The following is a 21815-nucleotide window of genomic DNA, read 5'->3' as shown; positions in this document are numbered from 1 at the left end:
ATTTTACTGCCGATAGCGCAAGGCCACTTCGACACGGGAGGTGCAGTTCCACTTGCGCATGATGTTGCGCAGGTGGCTCACCACGGTCCACCGGGAGATGCCGAGCCGGGCACCGATGTCCACGTTGCTCAGGCCGCCGGCCACGAGCTCGGCAACCTGGGCCTCGCGCGCCGTGAGTGTTTCGGGGTCGGCGTCCTTCACCACGTGCAGCGGCTCGGCGCCCGCAGCGATGGCCGGATACATGGCGTGCACGGCGGCGAGTGCGGGCCGTGTGGGAGGACGGTGTGAGGCCGAGCTCCATCCCGGTCCGTGATCGGCGACGTAGGTGGCGAGCAACCGGTCCCGATCGAGATCGAATGCTCCCGTGCCCACGAGGGCATCGACGACGTCGGCGATGTGCGCTGCGCTGTCGGAGACGGTGTCGTGTCGTGCCGAACCCGTCGATGCTGCGACGAACTGAACGAACGTGTGAGGGCCCTGCGCGGCTGCGACGGGGTACGCGGATCGAAGTCGCTGTCGTCCGGTGGCGCTGTCTCCGATGTGCGCCTTGACGATTGCCGCGGTCACGTTCAACCGGGCGAGGAGAAGATCGTGGCCTGCGACGGCGGCATGCGCCCCGGCGGCGGTCAGAACAGCGTCTGCTTCGGAGGGGCGCCCGTCGTGCACGAGCCGAGACGCCAGATCGAGCGTCACCTCGGCGGCCACGGCGTGCGAGCCGCCCGCGGCGATCTCCCGCTCCACGGACCGCAGGATCTCCGACGGGTCCACTCGCGGAGCCCAGACAGTCGCGAGAAGCTCGGTGCGCCAGCGGGTGTCGCTGTCGACCTGTCCGTGCGCCCCGACTGCGTTCAGGAGATGGCGACTGATGTCGACCTCTCCGCAGGCGAGGTGTAGTCCCGCGGAGACGAGCCGGAGGCGAGTCCGAATCTCGTTCGGCGCAGTCGTCGACGTGTTCAGCAGTGCGGTGACCTGCCGGTGCAGAGTCCGATGAATCCCGGCCGCCGCGAGTGCGGGGGCCAGTGTCTCCGCCACCTCGACGGCGTCGTCCCACCGCCCAGACGCGGCGAACCGATCGACGGCGACCAGGCCGTGCCGCCGCATCGCCGACGCATGCCCGACGAAGCGGTGCGGATCGGTCCGTGCGGCACGTAGATCGTCTCGCACCCACACGTCGACGGCGGTGGCCATGGCGGGGAGCATGTCGGCGCCGCCCACCATGGCCCAGTGGCGCAGCTCGTCGGCGACGCGGCCGAGGTGGCTCAACACCACCGAGACACGAGGGCCGGCGGCTTCGGATGCGGGTCCACGCACCGGATAGGACACCCGCACGATCCCTGCATCGACCAGCTCGTCGATTCCTCGCTCGACGTCCGTCCCCGATGCCGCCACGCAGCGCAGCATGTCGACGAACGCCGTCCCCGTCGCAATGTGCAACCACCGCAACACCTCCGCGGCGTCCGGAGAACGTGGCTCGGGTACCGATTCGACGATCGCGTGCGCGCCGGACCGCGCGAGTCGTTCGACGAACGCAGCCCACCGCGCCCCGTTCTCGAGTGCGTCGAGGACGGTCATCGGGCCCAGGTCGAGCAGAGCCGACGCACAGAGATCGGGGTCGTCCACGGCGATCGCACATCCCGACACCGCGGACAGGACGGTGTCGTCGATCCCGGTGGCTACCCCGCGGCGAATGAGCGCCGCGCGCAAGGCCGCGGGTGCTCCATTGCCGGCGTCGTTCGGTACCGACTCGAGCCCCACCACAATGTCCGCCACGTCACCCCGCCGATCGTGTGTTTGTCGAGATTCTTTTTTCAGCGAGTTCACGCTCTTCGCGCCCGTGTCCGGCAACGATAACCCGACAGACCCTCCACAGGTCTGCTAACTGCTCCTGCGTATTCGCGTCTCCACGGGCCGTCACGCCCGCGAGCCATCACACAGGTGTGCGATGCCGCCACCACACACCTGTGCGATCGATGACAAATGACACTCACACGAACATGCGTTTCGCGGTGTCCGATTTACGCATAGCTTCGTTCCCACACCGCAAACCTCAGCACTCACGAACGGAGACCCTCATGAACAGCGCCACCACCACTGCAGTGTCCGCACCCGACGAGAGCGCGCTCGCAGCGCTGGCAACCGTCGCGACGCCGCAGCAGAGCGTCCCGCGTGGCTCGGGCCCCATGGGTATTCCGACGGCGTCTTGCGCCACCTTCATGTGCCTGTGACGCACCGGTTCACTTGGGTTCACGCGAGATGATCGCGGTCCGGGTCGACCCGATCGCCACCCTGACCTCACCCTGGATCGACGACGCCGAGCGGCGTATTCGGGACGTTCTGTTCGACCGTGAACTGATTGCGCCGCAACCGATTCTGGACGGCATCGTCGATCGACTGAGGCGTGAGGTCGGCGCGCTGGTCACCTGGACCGTGGTCGACGAATTCGACCGCTTTCGACGCGATAACGACTCCGCCGCCGATCCCGCATCCGACCGTGCGATCGGCGACTTCGACGCCGTAGTACGACAGGTGATTGCGGATCGGTATCCGGAACTCGTCCGGCGCGTCGACGCTGTCGTGACCGGTCGCATCGAGCAAGTGGACGAGGTTCTGAACGCACTCGCCGCAGACCACGACTCGCTCGGCATCACGACGCCGGTCGACTCTCTCGACTTCGGGCACGGGGATCCCCACGAGGGCGGTCGCCGGGTGGTCATGGTGGGGGCAGGCAGCCACCGCATGGTCTACAAGCCTCGCTCCGGCGACCCGGACCTCCTCCTGCATCAGCTCGTCGAGGTCGTCGACTGCGGCGTCGATGCGTCCGACGCCCTGTCCGTTCCAGATGTCCTGGCGCGCGACGGCTACTCCTGGCACGACTGTCGCGCCCCGCACGACATCGTCGCCGCGGGAGGAGCGAGACGGTTCCACCGCAGACTCGGACGCCTCCTCGCGCTCTTCTCCGCCATCGGCACCACCGACATGCACGTCGAGAACATCGTGGCGGCAGGTGAATACCCGGTGCCCATCGACGTCGAGACTCTGCTTCACCCGTCGACCGACGGGTCGGTGCTGGGCGACGGTCCGCTCGGCACCGGAATGTTGCCGTCCGGAAGCGACGCCGTGTCGGGAACCTGTATTGCCGCAGTCTCTCCCGCCGGGCGCCGCACGGTAGACGGATCCACCACCCGCGTTCTGGCACACGACGGTACGGACGCGATGACCCTGGTGTCCGAGCCCACGATCATCGAGTTGTCGTCACACCGCCCGCACGTGGCGGGGGTCCCTGTTCCGATCGAGAACCACATCGACGACATCGTCGATGGATATCTCGGCGGGGTGGCCTCGATTCGATTCCACGAGAACGACATTCGTAGCCTCCTCGACAGCGCCGCGGGCACCGAGTTCAGGCGTGTCGTCCGGCCCACCGCCGTCTACGGCGCATTTCTCGACGCGTCGACCCATCCGCGCTACCTCACCGGACGGGCCGAGCGTCGGCGGTTGTTCGACATGTTGCCGGCCACCACCACCGGCGGCGACGAAGCACGTGATCTCGAGGTGGATGCCCTGTGTGTCGGCGACGTCCCGCGGTTCGTCGGCCCGGCCGGCGCCGCGACTCTACGAGCGGGAGACTGCTCGATCGATGCAGCGTCCACGGACACGGCACTGGCCCGTGCCCACCGCTGCCTCACCCGCACCACTCGTACCAATCCCGTTGCGGCAGAGCACACCATCCGGTCCGCGCTCGCCGGTATTGCCGAGTCCATCAGGCCGCACTCCGAGCGTGTGCGCGGAGACGATCTGCACCGCGCGCTGATCGACCGTGACGCTCGGCGCAGCGCCGCTCGGGTTGCACGCCGCGTCGCCGCGCGCGCGGTCCGGGACAGCTCGGACGTCGTGCACGCTCTTCCCGCGGGCTCGGGATCGGTCCTCGTGGCGTCGGACCGCACCCTGTATCACGGTGGGGGAGTGGCACTGTTCTCCGGGCGGAGGAGCGATCTGGACCCCGTGATCGACGACGCCCGATACCGGCTCGAGTACCCCGAACCCGACCTGTGTCCGTTCACCGGTGCGCTGGGCACAGTATGGATGCTGCGCGAATCCACCCGTGCCACAGCGTCGGACCATGCTCTCGCCGATGCCGTGTTGGCCGCGACACTCGAACGCGTCGACGTCGAGAACTACGACCGGCTCGACGTCGTCGGCGGGTTGGCCGGCGCCACCGCGCTGTTGGCCACCACAGACTGGGTGGGGCCCGAGTTCCTCGAACGGTGTTGTGAACGGCTTGCCGGTCACCTGTCGCTACGGGAATCCTCCCCGCGCGGCCTCGCGCACGGAATCGACGGCACCGCATGGGCCGTGGCCCGGGCGAGCCGAGTGCTCGGCACGGATCGATACGACGCCGCGATCGGCTGGGTGCTCGACCACCCGCCGACACCGGCCGACGCCGGCTGGTGCTGGGGCGCAGCCGGTCTCGCGATGGCGCACACCGAAATCGCCGATCGGCTGGGTCGTTCCACGCCCTCCGACCTTGCCGACGCCGCGAAGCTTCCCGACAACGACGACACCCTGTGCCACGGTGGTGCGGGGACAGTTCTCGCGCTGCGGCACATCGCCACAATGACCGGTCGCGACGACCGGTACCGCGAAGTGGCAGCGGAACTACAGAACCGGATCGCGCGCAGTGGCTACGCCACGGGTCACAGCCACCACGTCGGCGCGCTCGGGTTCATGACCGGCGTTCCCGGAATCGCCTACGCCCGCCTACTGATTCAGGGCGACGGCGCAGGACCGGACTGCATCACCCTGACGGCGTCGCGACGGGCTGCGCGGCCGCCGGAGAACTGACACCGCACGCGGAAGAGGTCACCGTCCGCACCGGCGGCGAACGTCCCACCGGCGGCCTCGACACGCTCGCGCATGTTTCGCAGCCCGCTGCCCGCCCGAGTCTCGTGTCGATCGGTCTCCGAACCCGCGCCGTCGTTGACGATCTCGACGACCGTTCCGTCCACGGTGATGGTGCACTCGGTGGCGTCCGGTGCGTGCCCGAGCACGTTGGTCACGGACTCGCGCACCACCCACGCTGCGGTACGCGCACTCGTCTCGTCCATGTCCGCTCCGCCGTCCCCGTCGACCTCCGCGAGGATGGACGCGGATCGGAGCAGCATCAGAGCGTCGTCGAGTTCGGTTCCGATCGTGATGTCGCGGTACCCCCGCACCAGGGCGCGCATGTCGTCGAGCGAGCGTTGCGCGATGGCGCGAGTGTCGCGCACGTGATCGTTCTTCTCGTCGACATCGGCAGCGGCCAAGGCCAATTCCGACTTCAAGGCGATCGACGAGAGCGAGCGTCCCATCACGTCGTGCAGATCACGCGCGAAACGGGTGCGTTCCTGTTCCAGCGTCAGAACGGCGATGGTCGCTCGCGCCTTGTCCAACTCACGCACGATGCCGAGCACCCACAGCGACAACCGAACGAACAGCAGATTGAAGAGCATCGACCCCGCGAAGAAGAACAGCGCGGCCGGCTGACCGGTGAGGACCAGGCAGAGCGGAACGGCGATCAGGAGTGCGATCACACCGCGTGTGGTCGAGACGAGCGCCAAGGCGAACGCGACGCAGATGACGATCAGCGTCGACTGCCAGACCAGACCCCGGTAGGCGCTCGCGCCGATCGCGGCCGACACCGCGGCGAGAACGAGCGCCGCGACGACGTAGATCCAGACGGTGCGGCGGAACCGCCGAGTGGCCACGTCGGCGCGTGAGGCCAGCACGATCAGGTAGGACAGCCAGATCAGCGAGGCGAGGGTGAACGCGAGACACACCCACGTCGCGGGTACGCCGGATCGCAGCTCGCTGCGTCCGAGCAGCGTCAGGATGTCGCCCCAGGCCAGGATCAGCAGCGTGGCCGCGACGTAGATGCCGCCGAGGTTGAGGTAGCGCCGGTCTCCGCGACCACCCGGGACATTTCTCATGTTCATCTCCTGACCTTGGGCACTAACCGAGCGCCTCCCGCGCGGGAAAAGTGGTCATCACGAACCCGCCAGCCGGGTTGTCACCGCCGAGGAAAGGAAGATCGCCATGTCGCATTTCACGAAGGACGTCATGAAGTTCGGACCCGCACCCACGATGGCGCGCGAGATCCCCGTGACAATCGCCAACCTGCTGTTCTCGATCCTCGCGGTCGCTGTGATCGTCGCTGTTCAGGGCGGTGTGGACGCGGTTGCGATCGTGGCCGCCGTCGTGCTCGTCGGCTACTCGCTCGGCCGCACGGCCTACGTGGCGCTCCGCGGTCAGCGGACCGTGAGCCACCGCTGAGACCGTCACGCCCAGCCCTTCTCGACCGCCAGCCGGGCAGCCTCGTGGCGGTTACGGGCCCCGAGAGTGGACATCGCCGAGGACAGATAGTTCCGGACCGTTCCGACGGCCAGATGGAGTTCCTTCGCGATGTCCGCCACCGGGGTACCGGGAATCACCAGCTTGAGCACCTCGATCTCACGGGGGCTCAGCGGATTCTCGGGGGCAGCGATCACGGATGCGGCCAACTGCGGATCGACGTAGGACTGGCCGCCGGCGACGCGCACGATGATGTCGGACAGCTCGTCCACCGCGGTGGACTTGGTGACGTACCCACTCGCACCTGCGGACATCGCTTCGCGCATGGTGGACGCGGACACGCTCGCCGTCAGGATGATCACCTTGATTCCCAGCGTCGCGAGCTCACCGCAGGCTTCGATCCCGGACATGACCGGCATGTCGGCGTCGAGCAGGGCGACGTCGGGAGTGTGGGCCTTGGCCAGCGAGACCGCCTCGGCGCCGTTCGCGGCACCACCCACCACCGACAGTCCCGGTCGAAGATTCAACAACTCGACGAGTGCCGATCGAATGGTCACCTCGTCGTCCGCAACGACGATTCGTAGATCCCCCACGCCAGTGAACTCGTTTCGCCTAGGAACTTCAACGACGTTCCGAAGCTTATCGGCTCGAGACGAACTCGGCCGTGAACCCCGCACACGCACCCGTGTGCGGGGTTTTCTCTGTCTTCTCCCGCGGTGACGACCGACATGACATTTCACACCCGATTCCGGTGATTCCTTTCCTGCGAAAGACGTCATTTAGACACTGCCGCAGCCTCTTTCGGTCGAGCAGTATCGATGTCAGCAACAAACGAACCACCGAACGAAAGGACTTGGTCGTGACGATCGCAGACGTGGACACCGCACTGGTGTCGGAACTGATCGCCAAGGCGGACATCGTCACGCCGATGACGATCCGCGCCGGCGTGCGGACCGGAGTGTTCGACGCCCTCGCCGCGGGACCCCGCGATGCCGTCGCCATCACCTGCGCCGTCGGAGGCGACCGCCGAGGCGTTCAGGTGGCGCTCGATCACCTCGTCCACGAGGGCCTGATCGAGGCCGACAACGGTCCGATCGACACAGACGAGACCAGCCCGTCGCTCACCCTGTACTCCCTGACTCCGCTCGGCCGGCTCCTCACCGCCGAACACCACGAGCTCGGCGTGCGGGACCTGCTGGACACCACAACACTCGTGGGCCGCAACGAAGTCGCCCTGACGAACTTCCACCACACCGTCCTCACCGGACGCCCCGCGTCGGAGGCGTCGTCCGGTCGCACCCTCTGGCAGGAGATCGACGACGCCGACGAGAACGTCGACGCGTTCGAGTGGGACGAGCCGGGTTTCGCCGCCGAGGCCGTACTCGAATCCGACGTCTGGAACGACGTCGACACGGTCGTCGACCTCGGTGGCAACACCGGATCGCTTCTCCTCGCGCTGCTGACGCGGTACCCGCATCTGCACGGCGCCGTCCTGGACTTCCCGGTGTTCGCCGACCGAGCGCACGCCCGCGCCGTCGACCGTGGACTCGGAGACCGCCTGCACGGCGTGCACGGCAGCTTCTTCGACCCGCTTCCCACCGGACACGACGTGTACCTGCTCTCCGCGATCCTCGCCGACTGGAACGACGACGACGCCGTCGCGATCCTGCGCCGCGCCGCCGAGGCAGCCGGTGACCACGGGCGAGTCGTGATCGCCGAAGTTCACCTCATCGCCGACGGAACCCTCGCCCCCACCACATCGGTGGCCGTGCGCATCGAAGGGTCCGTCACCCGACCCGACCGCACCGCCGAGGAGGTCGCCGACCTCGTCCGCACCGCCGGACTACACATCGAATCGTCCGACACCTCGGCCGCGGACCGGTCGCTGTTCATCGCGAGGAACGCATCATGACCGACATCCTCGAGCACTTCCACGCGATCTCGCACGAGCACGCGCTCGGAACCGCACCTCGCACCGCCGGCGACCGGCTCTTCGGTCGCAACGCCAACTACCGCATCACCACCGACACCGGTGATTACTTCATCAAGAAGCTCCAATTCTCCGACGCCGCAATCAAAATGGAGAACTGCCTGGCCTACGACAGCTTCGTCGCGCGCCACCCCGCCGCCGGACTGCCGCGCTCGCCCCGCATTCTCGCGGTCAACGCCGAACTGGGCATCATCGTGCAGGACTTCCTCCCGCACGCCGAGAACGGCAGCACCCTGATGGTGGAGGAGCGGTTCGCACCCGCCGTCGCCGCCGAGATCGGCCGCTCCGTGGCCGAGCTCCATGCCCGACCCACCTTCGGAGTGCCGGACCGCACCGACCGTCCCACGCCCGCGCCGTCGACGACTCTCTTGGCCGGCATCCCGCACCGCCACCTGCGCCACCTCACCGGTGGCGAGCTGCAGGCCTACGGGTTGCTGCAAGCCGACGCCACGTTGTGTGCCGCGCTCACCGACCTCGCCGAGGCGTCCAACTCGGTCGATCGGACCCCGGTGCACGGGGATCTGCGCGTCGATCAGATCCTCGTCGACGACCACACGTGGATCGTCGACTGGGAAGAGTTCGGGACCGGCGACCCCGCGCGCGACACCGGTTCGTTCCTGGGCGAGTGGCTCTACCGCGCCGTCCTCGACATCCCGACCAGCCGCGGCGGCGGAACGGCCATGAGCCGAGCCGACGGTGCTGCGGCCGTCGTCCGTCGCGGACACGAGAAGGCGCAGCTGCTGGCCCCCATCGCCCGCGCGTTCTGGTCGGCCTACCGCACCGCCCGCACGGTCGACGACGACTTCGTTGCGCGCACAGGCCAATTCGCCGGATGGCACCTGCTCGACCGGCTCGTCGCCGGCGCAGCCACCAACGCCGTACTCCCCGCTATCCACCGCGCCGCCGCCGGGGTGGGACGCTCCGCCGTCCTGAATCCCGCTGGTGTGCATCGCTTCCTCGGACTGGAGGATCTGTCGTGAGTCTCCTGAAGGTCCTGAACAGCATCGAGGTCGACACCGACGCCTCCACGGCCACCGTCGACGGCGAACGAGTGACGGCGCCCGATCGTCGTCAGCTCGAGTCCGACCTCGGTCGCAGGCTCTACGAACGGCTGCACGTCGGATGGCCCGTCGGCCGCAACTCGTTGTCGCGCATCGATCGTGACCCGGTCACCGAGGCCGCGATCGCCGACCGCCTCCCCTCACGGGAGATTTCGCTGCCCGTCAGCGATGTCCGCGTCGAGAACGACCGCGCCACCGGCAGCGTCATGGGCGCTCGGGTTCTGCTGGACACGCCGGAACCGGTGCTGCGGATCTCCGACAGCTGGCCGGCGCTCTCACCGGGTTTCTACATGGTGTTCGGTGACGAGCGACCACGATCGGCCGGACCCGACGCTCTCTGGCGTGTGTACCTCGCAGCCGACGGAATCGACGCCGCACTCGACGATTTCGCGCTCGCCGTCGGATTTCTGCGGACGCACGGTCACCGGTGGCAGGCCAAGATCGCGTCCACCCCGGCGGTCTACCCGCGCACCGACGCGGTGACCGTCTACCTCGACCACACCGACCGACACCTCGCGGACGAGCTCGCCGACCTGGTCGGCTCCGTCACCGGGCGCTGGAACCGGGTGTCCGCGTTCGTGACCGAGCTCGCCCCCGGCGTCGGCTTCGCCCAGGAGCCGGCCGATCCGGATCCGACGCGACGCGGCCTGAGCTACGGCCAGCACCGTGCGTCGATCGTGGCTCGCGTCGCCGTGACCCCGGAGCTCGACCTCGCCGCGGAACTCTCCGCCGCCGGCGTCGACCCGGTCGAGTACTGGCGCAACAGTGTCGCCGGCAACCCCACTCTTCTCACCGCGCCCGCGGTGAGCGGCACCGGACACCGTGTCCGGTAGCAACCAGAAAGGAACCACCATGAGCTCCAAGGACATCCTCGACGGCTTCGACTCCTACGCCACGCCGGAGGAGATCGCCGACACCAACGCCGGCGATGCGCCCGCCACCACAGTTCCCTGCTCGGCGCTCGCCTCGATCACCACCGCCGAACTCGGCTGCTGAGCCGTACCAACCACCAACCCTCCACCGAAAAACACGAAAGGAACACCGAAATGAGCGAGAACACCAAGGACATCCTCGACGGCTTCGACTCCTACGCCACGCCGGAAGAGATCACCGACACCAACGCCGCCGACACCCCGGCCACCACCATCCCGTGCTCGGCTCTGGCGTCCTACGCCTCCGCCAAGCTCACCTGCTGACCGAACCCCCCCACCACACCAGCACTCACTGCACCAGCGAAAGGAATCCCCATGAGCTCCAAGGACATCCTCGACGGCTTCGACTCCTACGCCACGCCGGAGGAGATCGCAGACACCAACGCCGGCGATGCGCCCGCCACCACCGTTCCCTGCTCGGCGCTCGCCTCGATCACCACCGCCGAACTCGGCTGCTGAGCCGTACCAACCACCAACCCTCCACCGAAAAACACGAAAGGAACACCGAAATGAGCGAGAACACCAAGGACATCCTCGACGGCTTCGACTCCTACGCCACGCCGGAGGAGATCACCGACACCAACGCCGCCGACACCCCGGCCACCACCGTCCCGTGCTCGGCTCTGGCGTCCTACGCCTCCGCCAAGCTGACGTGCTGACCGGATCCTGACCGCGCGAGACCCTTCTGCTCCGCTGCCGCCGACCGTCGCCGTGACCATCACGGACGACGGGACGGCGGCACCGGGCAGGGCTCGCGGACAATCCACGACGAGCGAGGACCGCCATGACCACCCCGACCATTCGTCTCTCCGCCTACAGCCCCTACTCCGGCCCACACGTGCAGGACGCCGCCTGGTGGGTCGCGCTCGGAGCATCGCTCGGACTCGAGCGGGTCTGGTTCGGCCAGCAGTCCTCCGTCTCCGTTCTCGGTGGGGTCGGGTACGCCGCCGGCCGCGGCCACCGCGTGCCCGTCGGCTCCGCCGTCACCCTTCTTCCCACCACCACACCGTTCGCGTCCGCACTCGAATTGCGCTCGCTCGCACAGTTGTCCGGATCGACGGTGTCCGCCTTTTTCTCGCCGGGATACCCGGCTATCCAACACGCGCTGGGTGGTCGCCGCTGGCCCAGCCCCCTCACTGCGACGCGTGAATTCTTCGCGGCGTTGCGCGGTCTGCTCGCGGGAGCCGACGTCGACGAGCGCGGCGACTACTACTCGACGACGTTCACCAGCCCCGCCCCGGACGTCACCGCGTCCGTCGAACTCGGGCTCGGCGTACTCCGGCCCGCGATGGCCCGCCTCGCCGGCGAGATCGCCGATGGTGCGGTCACCTGGCTGTCCTCGACGGACTACCTGCGCGACGTCCTCGTACCCGCGCTGCGTGAAGGCGCCGACTCCGCGCACCGACCCACGCCACGAGTGGTCGCCACGCTGCACGCCGGCGTCGACGTGACGCCGTCGGATGCGATCGAGGTGGTCCGCAGCGGTATCGGACCGCACCTGTCCGCTCCGCACTATCGAGACATGCTGCGCCGCAGCGGTCTTCGCCTGGACGGTGCGGTGACCGACTCCGATGTGAAAGACGTGATCGACCGCCGACTGTTCGTGATCGGCGACGCGGACGACGTCACCGCCCGCGCGGCGGAACTCGCCGACGCAGGGGCCGACGAGGTCAGCGTGGTCCTGCATCACGCACCCGGAGCCACGCGCGACGACATTCGGCGCGCGTGGACCGATGTGGCTGCGGCAGCGAGCAGTTCGAGCGAAAGGACAGCAGCATGAACCTCACCATCATTGTCACCGGCGCCGTCAGTTCGGCGTTCATGCCGTACTGGGCCAACTGGATTCGGATGCAGCGCCCCGACATCGCGACCCATTATCTGCTGACGCCCTCGGCCGAGAAGTTCGTCAGCGCCGACGCCATCCGCACCGTGAGCGGAGGCGACGTCGACACCGACTCGTGGCAGGGACTCACCGATCCGTTGCACGTCACGCTGGGTGACTGGATGGACGCCATGGTCGTTTATCCCTGCACCCTGAACTACTTCTCGCGCCTGGCTCTCGGTGTGGTCGACTCCCCGTCGCTGCTGGCACACGCCTGCACCGACACACCGCTGGTGGTGGCACCGGCGCTCCCGCCGGGAGCGTACGAGAACGAGCCGTACCTGATGCACCGCGCCGCTCTCGACCGCCGCGACGACGTGGTGATCGTGGAGCCCACCCCGACACGCAGCGCGAGTTCACCACGGCCGGCGTACGGGGCGGCGCCGATGCCCGATTGCATACAGAGGATCGATGCCGCATGAGTACCCGGACGATCGCGCCCCGCACGCGGACGTCGGTGTCCTACGGCACCGCCATCCGTACCACCCACATCGAACCGGCTGTGCGAGGGAGGTGGCGCTGGACGCGCACCGCACCGCTCGCCCGGCACCGGTTCGCCCCGGGTCCGTTCGCCGTGCCCGACCTCGACACTGCAACGCAGAGTGACACTGCAGCGCAGAGGGACACTGCAGCAGACAGTTCGGGACCGCGCTTCGAGATCGGTTCCGGCGACACGGTGAGCCGCACGTACTCGCTTCCCGCCGGGGAGTCGTTGGCGTCCGTCGTGATGTCCGGAACGGCCTCGGGGCAGGACTGGCCAGGTGTGTACCGCCAATGGGGAATGTTGTTGGCGTCCCTGCACACTCGCGGCGCCATCTCGACCGGACAGTCCGGCTCGATCGCCTCGGACCCACCGGCCCGCGTTCGCGTGCGGGACTGGTGGTCGGACCCGACGCCCGCGGACTCGCGCCGGGCCGATGCGCGTCGCACCTTCCTCGACGCGCTCACCGACTCGGCGCGCGAGCACGTGGACGACGTTCTGGCGGTGGACCTCTCGGGCGCCCACGTCCTCGTCCACGGGTGGGCGGGGCTCGGGCTGAGTGTGCAGGACACCGCCGGAAACGTCGTGGTCATGCTCGGTGAGGACGTGGGGTGCGCACCAGGCGAGTACGACCTCGGCGCCCTGATCGCGCAATCCGTCGAACTCGCCGTCTTCTCGCCGCCCGGTACCGCACCCTCGCCGACCGACGTCCGCGACGCGCTGCTGAACGGGTACGACCGTCCCACCGATCATCGTGCGCTGGCCGATCACACCATCGAGCACGTCGTCCGGCACGTCGCCGATTTCGCCCAGTTCGCGGACTTCGACGACGCCGAGCTGCCTCGTTGGGCGTCGTTGGTGAACTGGTTGGACGACAACCGCAGGAGGCTGATCGTGTGATCGCGTCGGACAGTCGATGCCGCAACGGGATTCGGGTGATCGTGCTCGACCGTCCCGGCAGCTCGGCCGTCGAGATCGCGGCGGTCGTGCGCGCCGGTTGGCGTCACGATCCGCCGGGTGCGGTCGGCACCGCACACCTCACCGAACACCTCCTCACCGTCGGCGCCGACGACGTCTCGCGGGGTATCGAATCCGCGGGCGGCTCGTTCGAGGCGACCACCCACCCCGACCACATGCAGTTCGTGACCGTCGCTCCCGCGAGCTTGTGGCGCGCGTTGGCCGTCGCCGAGGTCCATCGGGCGCACGGCCGAATGATGCTGCGCAGCAGCGACGTCGACATACAGCGGGATGCGGTGGCGCAGGAAATCCGTGCCGCCGCGGGCTCTCCGTCTCCCTGGCCGGCCATGACCTCGGCGCTGTACGGAGGTGACCACGCGCTCGGGCACGAGGGTTTCGGTGAACTCGCCGACCTGGACCGCATCGACCTCGCGGCGTGCACTCGGTTCGCCGGTGCCGTCGTCCGTCCGGAACGGACGGTGCTCGTCGTGGCCCTGGACGTGTCCGAAGCCGGTGGCGCGAACCGCATCCTGGACGTCGTGGACGCCGTGCGGGCCACCCCCGCCGCTCCCGGCGGCCTCGTGCGCGACGAGTACCCCCGCGACACGTACCCCAGCGACACGTACCCCAGTGCCGTGCAGAGCCGGCCCCGGACCGCGAGTGACGGCGGAGTCACCGAGACGTGGTGCGGGTGGACCGTCCCCGGACTGACCCGCTCGCCCGGCGATCACCTGCGCTGGTTCGCCGCGTCGGCCGTCGTCGAACGACGCTGCACTGCACATCGATTCGGGCGATCGGGACCCGGGTACGTCGGTGATCGAGACACCTTGGCCGCGGCGGGACCGTCGGAATCCGCGGTCGTGTCGGCCCTCGACGCACCCGTCACGGCCGCGGAGTTCGAGCACGCACATCGCCGAGTGCGCCGCGCCGCGGTCGACTTCCGGCACGACGCCGCCTCGATCGCCCGACTGACCACGTTCACGGGTGCTCCCACCGTCCCGATCCCCGAACTGCGACGCAGCGACCTCGACGGTGTCCTTGCGCGCCTGCGCTCGACCCGACCCGCGGTGGTGACGCCCGACCCGGAACGCCGCGTCGACCACGCGGCCAGGCCGAGTTCGGCGCAGACGCCTCGCTCGACCCGTCGGCGCCCTGTTCTGTTCGTACACAACAGGATCGAATCCACGGATCGTCGAGTGCGAGTACGGGGCTTGCACGCGGCGGCGATCGAGACGGACGGTCCGACACATGTCTGCGTGCGCACCCCGGCGCCGTTCCGTTCGCCGCTCTGGGAGGCGGTGACCGACTTCTCGGGTCACCGTTACGCCGCGCGGATCGAGTCTCCCGACCAGGTCACCGAGGTGCTGATGCATCTGCCGAATCCAGTGTCCGAGATAGCCGCCGTCGGTGCGCGGGCCGGCGTGGTGCTGCAGTGCCGCACGGAGGTACACCACGACAGCCCAGTCTCACTGGAGGACGGTGCCGCCCGGTGGTTGGCTCTCGGTGCGCTCAATTCGGTCCACCGGATCGCCGTGGGCGACGCGCCGACCGTGCGGGTGCTCCGGCTGCCGACGCGGCCACACCCGACCGTTCGCGTCGTCGGCGACGGGGACCGCGATCTGCGGTCCCTCGTCGACGGCTGGACCGCGGAGGAGCTTCGGCACACGAGGACGTTCTGTGCCGGCCAGGCGCTGAGCGCGACGGCGTCCGGCGCCGCGACGGCGGACCTGTTGCTGACTCTGCTCTGCAACGACATTCGTGTCGCGGGGGACCCACTGGGCCGATTCGCCTCGGCGCTGCTCGACGCGAGCGAGACGGACATTCGCCAGGCCGCGTACGAGGTTCTCGAGGCTGCCGATCGCATGACAAACGTCATGTCGGCCGGGTGAGAAAGCTCGCGCCAACTGCCGTGAACTCGCACTACCTGTTCCAGGACAACCGACGAAGGATGAGAAACATGACTACAGCACCCGCCCCGGACGTGGTCGTGGCGTCCGGCATCGACTACCACTACGACGAGTACCACGCCGTCCGCAACGTGTCGTTGACGGTCCGCCGCGGGGAGATCTTCGCCCTGCTGGGCACCAACGGCGCAGGCAAGACCACCACTCTCGAACTGCTGCAGGGCTTTCGGAGCCGCACGTCGGGGGAGCTGACGGTCTTCGGCGTCGACCCGCACGACGACCCCGCGACGGTACGTGCGCGGACCGGCGTGGTTCTGCAGGAGTCGGGCCACTTCGGTGAGATCACCGTGCGCGCCGAACTGAAAATGTGGGCATCGTTGTCCTCACGGACCGACTCGGTGGACCGCGTCCTCGACCTCGTCGAGCTCACCCATCGTAGCGACAGTCGCATCGACTCCCTGTCCGGCGGCGAACGTCGTCGCCTCGATCTGGCCATGGCCATCTGGGGTGGCCCGGAGCTGATCATTCTGGACGAGCCGACCACCGGACTCGACCCCGAATCGCGTCGCACGCTGTGGGGCCTGGTCGAGCGTCTGCGCGACGCGGGCACGACGATCATCCTCACCACCCACTACCTCGAGGAGGCGGAGGAGCTGGCCGACGTCGTCGCGATCATGCATCAGGGTTCGCTCGCGGTGCACGGCACGCTCGACGACGTTCTCGCGTCGCGGCCGTCGCGGATCCAGGTCGACGTACGACCGGCCGACGGGGAGGCGCTCATGGCGACGGCTCCCGAGGGAGTGGTCGCCGCGTGGGACACCCGCCGCCGGCCCTCGGACCCGACACGCCGCGTGCTCGAGATCGTGGCCGCCGACCAGCAGAAGGCTCTCACCTGGACGCTCGGTACCGCGGACCGCCTCGGGCTCGAACTCGGACCGTTCCGCGCGAGCCCCGCCTCGCTCGACGAGGTCTTCCATCACGTCAGAAACTCGGGAACACACGAACTTTCGGGAGCACAGGAAGTTTCGAAGACACAGGAGGTGTCGGCATGACCACCACGGAGGTTCGTCCCACACAGGCGGCGCCCGCGCCCACCCGCCGGCTCTCCGGCTGGGAGCGCACTCGCCGCATGACCGCGTTCGAGACGTCCATGATCTTCCGTCAGCGCAACACCCTGCTGGCGACGGTGCTCGCTCCCGTCTTCGTCCTGTTCTTCCCGGTGATCTCGCCGCCGACGGAGGACGCGGCGTGGACCATCCTGATGGCCCCCATGACGGTCCTCGTCCTGGTGTTCTCGGTCTACATCAACGGTGCGACCATCGTGGCGGCGCGCCGAGAGAACCAGGTGCTCAAGAGGCTGCGCACCAGCGAGCTCACCACCACGCAGATGCTCGTGTCCATGACGGCCCCGCTGGTCGGGCTGGGCATGGTGCAGGTGGGCATCGTGCTCGCGGGTGTCGCTCTGCTCGGGGGACCGCTTCCGGCGTACCCCGCGATCATCGTCACCGCGGCGCTCGTGACGGCGCTGCTGTCGGTGGTCGCCGGTGTCGCCATCGGTTCGATGTCGCCGAACAGCGAACGCGTGCAGTACGCCGTGATGCCGCTGCTTCTGCTCGCAGCCATCGGATCGAACCTGCTGATGTCGCCGGGTGTGGATCCGGAGATGCGCGGCTACCTTCTCTTCGCGCCCTTCACGGGAGCCGTCGATCTGGTTGCGCGGTCGGCGGAGGCGCAGCCGCTGCTGCCGACGCCGCCACTTCCGGTGTCGCCCATCGTGTTCGACCTCGGCATCACGGGCTTCTGGATCGCCGCCTTCGCGCTGATCGCCGTCGCCACCTGGCGGTGGGAACCGCGCCGATAGAGCCCGCCGGCACGACAGCTACCGCCCAGTCGATCAGACTGGGCGGTATGCCATTCTTCGACGGAGCCCGAGGTCGGGTGCACTACCGCACGTGGAACGCCCCGGAGCCGCGGGCCGACCTGGTGTTTCTGCACGGCCGAGGTCAGCACAGCGGCAACTACCACCGGTTCGCAGGCCTGCTGGCCGCCCGAGGCATCACCACGTGGGCGCTCGATCACTACTCCCACGGATTGTCCGAAGGCGACGCGGAGGGTCTCGACGCCGACCCGCAGACCACTCTCGACGGCTTGGTGTCCGACGCGGATCAGCTCTCGTTGCTGGCGCAGTCGGAGCGGCCCATGGCCCTCATGGGTCATTCGCTGGGAACGGCGACGGCGGTCGCGCTGCTGGCTCGGACGCCCGACCGGTTCGCGTCCGCCGTGTTCTGTGCGCTCCCGCCGCGGCTGGTGGACCCGCACATCCTCGCGGCGGCCGACGCCACCGGCGTGCCCGGGCTGGTGATCCACGGCGTCGACGATCGCATGGTTCCCATCGATCCGGTGCGGTCGCTGGTGGCCCAGCGGACTCGCGCGGAGTTCGTCGCATACGACGACGCCGGCCACGATCTCCTGCACGAGAAAGTGCATGCGATCGTGACCGGCGACGTGGCGGATCACATCCTGCGGAACGCGTAAGTCGGTCAGCCGCCGTAGATTCCGGCGATCTCCTTGGCGTGCTCCTCGTGGATCACGTTGCGCTTGAGCTTCATGGTGGGGGTGAGCTCACCGCTCTCGATGGTGAAGTCGACGTCGAGGATCGTGTACTTCTTGATCGCCTCGGCGCTCGAGACCTTCTTGTTCGCGGTGGCGACGGCCTCGTCGATCTCGGCGATCAGATCCTTGTTCTTCTTGACCTCCGACATGGGGGTGTCCGCCGGCAGGTCGTGACGCTGGAGCCAGCCCGGCATCGCTTCCGGATCGAGCGTGATCAGGGCGCCGATGAAGGGCTTCGCGTCACCGACGACGAGGCACTGGCTCACCAGCGGATGCGCCCGGATCGAGTCCTCGAGACCGGCCGGTGCGACGTTCTTGCCGCCGGCGGTGACGATGAGTTCCTTCTTGCGACCGGTGATGGTGACGAAGCCGTCTTCGTCGATGTCGCCGATGTCGCCGGTGTGGAACCAGCCGTCGCTGATGGCCTCCGCGGTCGCCTTCTCGTTGTGCCAGTACCCGTCGAAGACGACGGGGCCCTTGAGAAGCAGCTCGCCGTCCTCGGCCACCTTGACCGAGTGGCCCTCGATCGGGCGGCCCACCGAGCCGATCTTCTGCTTCTCGGTGGTGTTGACGGTGACGGCCGCGCTGGTCTCGGTGAGCCCGTAGCCCTCGTACACCGGCACGCCGATGCCGCGGAAGAAGTGGCCCAGGCGCGCACCGAGCGGTCCGCCGCCGGAGACGGCGCGATCGCACTTGCCGCCGAGCGCTGCCCGCAACTTCGAGTAGACGAGCTTGTCGAAGAGGGCGTGCTTGGCCTTGAGAACCAGGCCGGCGCCGCCCTTGTCCTGCGCCTCGCTCCATTCGACTGCAACGGCTGCGGCCTGGTCGAAGATCTTTCCCTTGCCGCCGTCGTGTGCCTTCTGCTTGGCCGAGTTGTAGACCTTCTCGAACACCCGCGGGACGGACAGGATGAAGTTGGGCTGGAACTCCCCGAACTGCTCGACGAGGGTGGTGGTGTCGGAGGTGTGCGCGACGGTCACCTTCGACTCGAAGGATCCGAAGGAGATGGCGCGGGCGAACACGTGCGCCAACGGCAGGAACATCAGGGTGCGCTGGCCCTCGTGCATCGAATCGTGCAGCGCCACTTGGGTTGCCGCCACCTCGGCCGCGAAGTTGGCGTGGGTGAGCTGTACGCCCTTGGGGCGGCCGGTGGTTCCGGAGGTGTAGATCAGGGTGGCGGGGGAGGACGCCGTCACCTGGCGGCGCCGGGCATGCAGGTCCTCGTCGCTGACGCTCGCCCCGCGGGTGCTCAGCTCGTCGAGCGCGCCGTCGTCGAACATCAGCGTTTCGCGAAGCTCGGGCGCGGACTCGGTGACCTCTTTCATCTTCTTCTGATGATCGGCCGTCTCGAGCACGAGAAGCTTGGTCGAGGAGTCCTCGAGGATCCACTTCGCCTGATCGTCCGAGGAGGTCTCGTAGATCGACACGGTGCAGCCGCCGGCGGACCAGATCGCGTAATCGAGAACGACCCACTCGTAACGCGTCGACGACAGGATCGCGACGCGGTCGCCGAGTTCGATGCCCGACGCCATCAGGCCCTTCGCGACGGCGGTCACCTCGGCGGCGAACTGCTTGGCGGTGACGTCGGTCCATTTGCCGTCGACTCGTTTTTGAAAGGCGACCCAATTGGGGCGTTCCTTTTCGTACACGAACACGGAGTTGGCCATCGAGACGTCGTCGGTAACGGTGTACGACGCGGGGACGGAGTATTCGCGCACTGTGTGTGCCTCTCGGTAGCAGCCAGTTTGTGTGTGTATTCCATCACATGGCGGGGGCAGTGTGAACTGGAGGGCGCAACCCTTTTCGTCCCGTATGCCCGATTCTGGGGTGGGCGGTCGATTACTGCTCCGACGAGCGTCTCCGCTGGACTAGACTCGGCCCCGATGACCCCCTCCGACACTGACATTTCCGGGAGCGGCGGCGACGCCACCTCCGACACCGACGCCGCACCCGCCGTCGACACCGCACCCACCGTGACCTTCTCCGGACTGGGTATCGACGAGCGCGTGTTGCGCGCCCTGACCGATGTCGGGTACGAAACTCCGTCGCCCATTCAGGCGGCCACCATTCCGCCGTTGATGGCGGGCTCCGACGTGGTGGGGTTGGCGCAGACCGGAACCGGCAAGACCGCCGCGTTCGCCGTGCCCATCCTCTCGCGCCTCGACGTCTCGAACCGGGTGCCGCAGGCCCTCGTGCTGGCTCCCACGCGTGAGCTCGCGCTTCAGGTGGCCGAGGCGTTCGGCAAGTACGCAACGCACATCCCGGGTCTGCACGTCCTCCCCATCTACGGCGGCCAGGCCTACGGCGTGCAGCTGTCGGGTCTGCGCCGCGGCGCGCAGATCATCGTCGGTACGCCCGGACGCGTCATCGACCACCTCGAAAAGGGCACGCTGGATCTCTCCAAGCTCGAGTACCTCGTTCTCGACGAGGCGGACGAGATGCTCAAGATGGGCTTCCAGGAGGACGTCGAACGCATTCTGTCCGACACTCCCGAGTACAAGCAGGTCGCGCTCTTCTCGGCCACCATGCCGTCGAGCATCCGCAAGATCTCCAAGCAGTACATGCACGACCCGGTCGAGATCACCGTCAAGACCACCACGTCCACGGCGCCCAACATCACGCAGCGCTACGTGCAGGTGTCGCATCAGCGCAAGCTCGACGCTCTCACGCGCATCTTCGAGGTCGAGGACTTCGAAGCGATGATCATCTTCGTGCGCACCAAGCAGGCCACGGAAGATCTCGCGGAACGTCTTCGTGCGCGCGGGTTCTCCGCCGCGGCCATCAACGGCGACATCGTGCAGGCGCAGCGCGAGCGCACCATCGGACAGCTCAAGAACGGCCAGCTCGACGTTCTCGTCGCCACCGACGTCGCCGCGCGTGGTCTCGACGTGGACCGCATCTCGCACGTGGTGAACTACGACATCCCGCACGACACCGAGTCCTACGTGCACCGGATCGGTCGCACCGGCCGCGCCGGCCGGGCGGGCCAGGCACTGTTGTTCGTCGCACCTCGTGAGCGGCATCTGCTGCGCGCCATCGAGAAGGCGACCCGGCAGCCGCTGACCGAGATGCACCTGCCGAGTGTCGACGACGTCAACGCGCAACGCGTCTCCAAGTTTGCCGACTCCATCACCGCGAGTCTCGCGTCGCCGTCGATTGCGTTGTTCCGCAGGCTTATCGAGGACTACGAGCGCGAGCACGACGTGCCGTTGGCGGACATCGCGGCGGCGCTGGCCACCCAGTCGCGCGACGGCGAAGCGTTCCTCATGGCGCCGGAACCGCCTCCGCAGGAACGGGTTCCGTGGGAGAAAGGTCCCAAGCGCGAGCGTCCGCCGCGCAAGTTCGACGACCCGAGCGGCTCGGAGGGTGGTCGCGGCGGCGAGGGCCCGCGCAAGTCTCGCCACGGTGATCAGAATCTGGTCGCCTACCGCATCAGCGTCGGCAAGCGCCACCGCGTCGTGCCGGGAGCCATCGTCGGCGCCATCGCCAACGAGGGCGGCCTGCGTCGCAGCGACTTCGGGCACATCAGCATCCGGCCGGATCACTCGATCGTCGAGTTGCCCGCCGACATGTCCAAGGAAACCCTGGAAGCGTTGCGGCGGACCAGGATCAGTGGCGTGCTGATTCAGCTGCAGCCCGACCACGGTCCGCGCCGGCACTAGAGCCCA

The 21815-nt window shown here is 68.1% G+C and carries 22 protein-coding genes; 18 read left to right on the top strand and 4 right to left on the bottom strand.

Features of this window, described 5'->3' with window-relative positions; genetic code table 11:
* Nucleotides 1-3: 3 nt before the first annotated feature.
* Nucleotides 4-1770: a helix-turn-helix transcriptional regulator gene (locus AC59JP_RS15435; protein ID WP_497326690.1), complete on the bottom strand. Its 1767-nt coding sequence runs from the start codon at nt 1768-1770 to the stop codon at nt 4-6.
* 302 nt (nt 1771-2072) lie between these two features.
* Here AC59JP_RS15435 and AC59JP_RS15430 point away from each other — a divergent pair, with 302 nt between their 5' ends.
* Nucleotides 2073-2225 carry a hypothetical protein gene (locus AC59JP_RS15430; RefSeq protein ID WP_497326689.1) on the top strand — a complete coding sequence of 51 codons (153 nt, stop codon included), beginning with the start codon at nt 2073-2075 and terminating at the stop codon, nt 2223-2225.
* A 28-nt stretch (nt 2226-2253) separates the two neighbouring features.
* Nucleotides 2254-4842, top strand: a complete 2589-nt coding sequence (gene lanM / locus AC59JP_RS15425) for a type 2 lanthipeptide synthetase LanM (protein WP_497326687.1) — start codon at nt 2254-2256, stop codon at nt 4840-4842.
* Here the strand turns inward: lanM and AC59JP_RS15420 are convergent.
* Entirely contained in the window at nt 4767-5966 is a 1200-nt protein-coding gene (locus AC59JP_RS15420) for a sensor histidine kinase (protein ID WP_497326686.1), read from the bottom strand. The two genes, lanM and AC59JP_RS15420, sit on opposite strands and share 76 nt — an antisense overlap.
* 106 nt (nt 5967-6072) lie before the next feature.
* Between AC59JP_RS15420 and AC59JP_RS15415 the strand changes: the two genes are divergently transcribed.
* The gene (locus AC59JP_RS15415; protein ID WP_497326685.1) at nt 6073-6309 is read left to right on the top strand and encodes a hypothetical protein; all 237 of its coding nucleotides are present in this window, start codon (nt 6073-6075) and stop codon (nt 6307-6309) included.
* 5 nt (nt 6310-6314) lie between these two features.
* On the opposite strand, the gene AC59JP_RS15410 is transcribed toward AC59JP_RS15415, so the two are convergent.
* A complete protein-coding gene (locus AC59JP_RS15410; protein WP_497326684.1) occupies nt 6315-6920 on the bottom strand; it encodes a response regulator transcription factor in 606 nt (201 codons plus the stop codon).
* Between the two features lie 266 nt (nt 6921-7186).
* Here AC59JP_RS15410 and AC59JP_RS15405 point away from each other — a divergent pair, with 266 nt between their 5' ends.
* From AC59JP_RS15405 to AC59JP_RS15340, 14 genes are all read left to right on the top strand, one after another.
* Nucleotides 7187-8239 (top strand): methyltransferase, encoded by a 1053-nt coding sequence (locus tag AC59JP_RS15405; protein WP_497326683.1) that lies wholly within the window; start codon nt 7187-7189, stop codon nt 8237-8239.
* Nucleotides 8236-9297 carry a class V lanthionine synthetase subunit LxmK gene (lxmK, locus tag AC59JP_RS15400; protein WP_497326682.1) on the top strand — a complete coding sequence of 354 codons (1062 nt, stop codon included), beginning with the start codon at nt 8236-8238 and terminating at the stop codon, nt 9295-9297. Before AC59JP_RS15405 ends, lxmK begins: the two co-directional genes overlap by 4 nt.
* Nucleotides 9294-10211, top strand: a complete 918-nt coding sequence (locus tag AC59JP_RS15395) for a T3SS effector HopA1 family protein (RefSeq protein WP_497326681.1) — start codon at nt 9294-9296, stop codon at nt 10209-10211. The genes lxmK and AC59JP_RS15395 overlap by 4 nt, the downstream gene beginning before the upstream one ends.
* A 19-nt stretch (nt 10212-10230) precedes the next feature.
* Nucleotides 10231-10374 carry an LxmA leader domain family RiPP gene (locus tag AC59JP_RS15390; RefSeq protein WP_497326680.1) on the top strand — a complete coding sequence of 48 codons (144 nt, stop codon included), beginning with the start codon at nt 10231-10233 and terminating at the stop codon, nt 10372-10374.
* A 50-nt stretch (nt 10375-10424) separates the two neighbouring features.
* Complete coding sequence (locus tag AC59JP_RS15385; RefSeq protein ID WP_188543525.1) at nt 10425-10574, top strand: LxmA leader domain family RiPP; 150 nt, start codon at nt 10425-10427, stop codon at nt 10572-10574.
* A 51-nt stretch (nt 10575-10625) separates the two neighbouring features.
* A complete protein-coding gene (locus tag AC59JP_RS15380; protein ID WP_497326680.1) occupies nt 10626-10769 on the top strand; it encodes an LxmA leader domain family RiPP in 144 nt (47 codons plus the stop codon).
* A gap of 50 nt (nt 10770-10819) precedes the next feature.
* On the top strand, nt 10820-10969 hold the full coding sequence (locus tag AC59JP_RS15375; RefSeq protein WP_497326679.1) for an LxmA leader domain family RiPP: 150 nt from the start codon (nt 10820-10822) through the stop codon (nt 10967-10969).
* 125 nt (nt 10970-11094) lie between these two features.
* A complete protein-coding gene (locus AC59JP_RS15370; protein ID WP_497326678.1) occupies nt 11095-12090 on the top strand; it encodes an LLM class flavin-dependent oxidoreductase in 996 nt (331 codons plus the stop codon).
* A complete protein-coding gene (locus tag AC59JP_RS15365; protein ID WP_497326677.1) occupies nt 12087-12614 on the top strand; it encodes a flavoprotein in 528 nt (175 codons plus the stop codon). Before AC59JP_RS15370 ends, AC59JP_RS15365 begins: the two co-directional genes overlap by 4 nt.
* Nucleotides 12611-13573 (top strand): hypothetical protein, encoded by a 963-nt coding sequence (locus AC59JP_RS15360; RefSeq protein ID WP_497326676.1) that lies wholly within the window; start codon nt 12611-12613, stop codon nt 13571-13573. The genes AC59JP_RS15365 and AC59JP_RS15360 overlap by 4 nt, the downstream gene beginning before the upstream one ends.
* Nucleotides 13570-15519, top strand: coding sequence for a M16 family metallopeptidase (locus AC59JP_RS15355; protein ID WP_497326675.1), 1950 nt, complete (start codon nt 13570-13572; stop codon nt 15517-15519). The genes AC59JP_RS15360 and AC59JP_RS15355 overlap by 4 nt, the downstream gene beginning before the upstream one ends.
* A gap of 68 nt (nt 15520-15587) precedes the next feature.
* Nucleotides 15588-16586, top strand: a complete 999-nt coding sequence (locus AC59JP_RS15350; RefSeq protein ID WP_497326674.1) for an ABC transporter ATP-binding protein — start codon at nt 15588-15590, stop codon at nt 16584-16586.
* Nucleotides 16583-17395: an ABC transporter permease gene (locus tag AC59JP_RS15345; protein ID WP_497326673.1), complete on the top strand. Its 813-nt coding sequence runs from the start codon at nt 16583-16585 to the stop codon at nt 17393-17395. Before AC59JP_RS15350 ends, AC59JP_RS15345 begins: the two co-directional genes overlap by 4 nt.
* 47 nt (nt 17396-17442) lie before the next feature.
* Nucleotides 17443-18069 carry an alpha/beta hydrolase gene (locus tag AC59JP_RS15340; RefSeq protein WP_497326672.1) on the top strand — a complete coding sequence of 209 codons (627 nt, stop codon included), beginning with the start codon at nt 17443-17445 and terminating at the stop codon, nt 18067-18069.
* 5 nt (nt 18070-18074) lie between these two features.
* Here AC59JP_RS15340 and AC59JP_RS15335 read toward each other — a convergent pair whose 3' ends face one another.
* Nucleotides 18075-19865, bottom strand: coding sequence for an AMP-dependent synthetase/ligase (locus AC59JP_RS15335; protein WP_497326671.1), 1791 nt, complete (start codon nt 19863-19865; stop codon nt 18075-18077).
* 165 nt (nt 19866-20030) lie between these two features.
* Here AC59JP_RS15335 and AC59JP_RS15330 point away from each other — a divergent pair, with 165 nt between their 5' ends.
* Nucleotides 20031-21809, top strand: a complete 1779-nt coding sequence (locus AC59JP_RS15330) for a DEAD/DEAH box helicase (RefSeq protein WP_497326670.1) — start codon at nt 20031-20033, stop codon at nt 21807-21809.
* The last annotated feature ends 6 nt before the right edge of the window (nt 21810-21815 follow it).

It is taken from the genome of Rhodococcus sp. 320_ES (genome assembly GCF_059691855.1).
The sequence above is the reverse complement of the archived record's forward strand: the minus strand, read 5'-3'. Positions and strand labels throughout refer to the sequence as shown.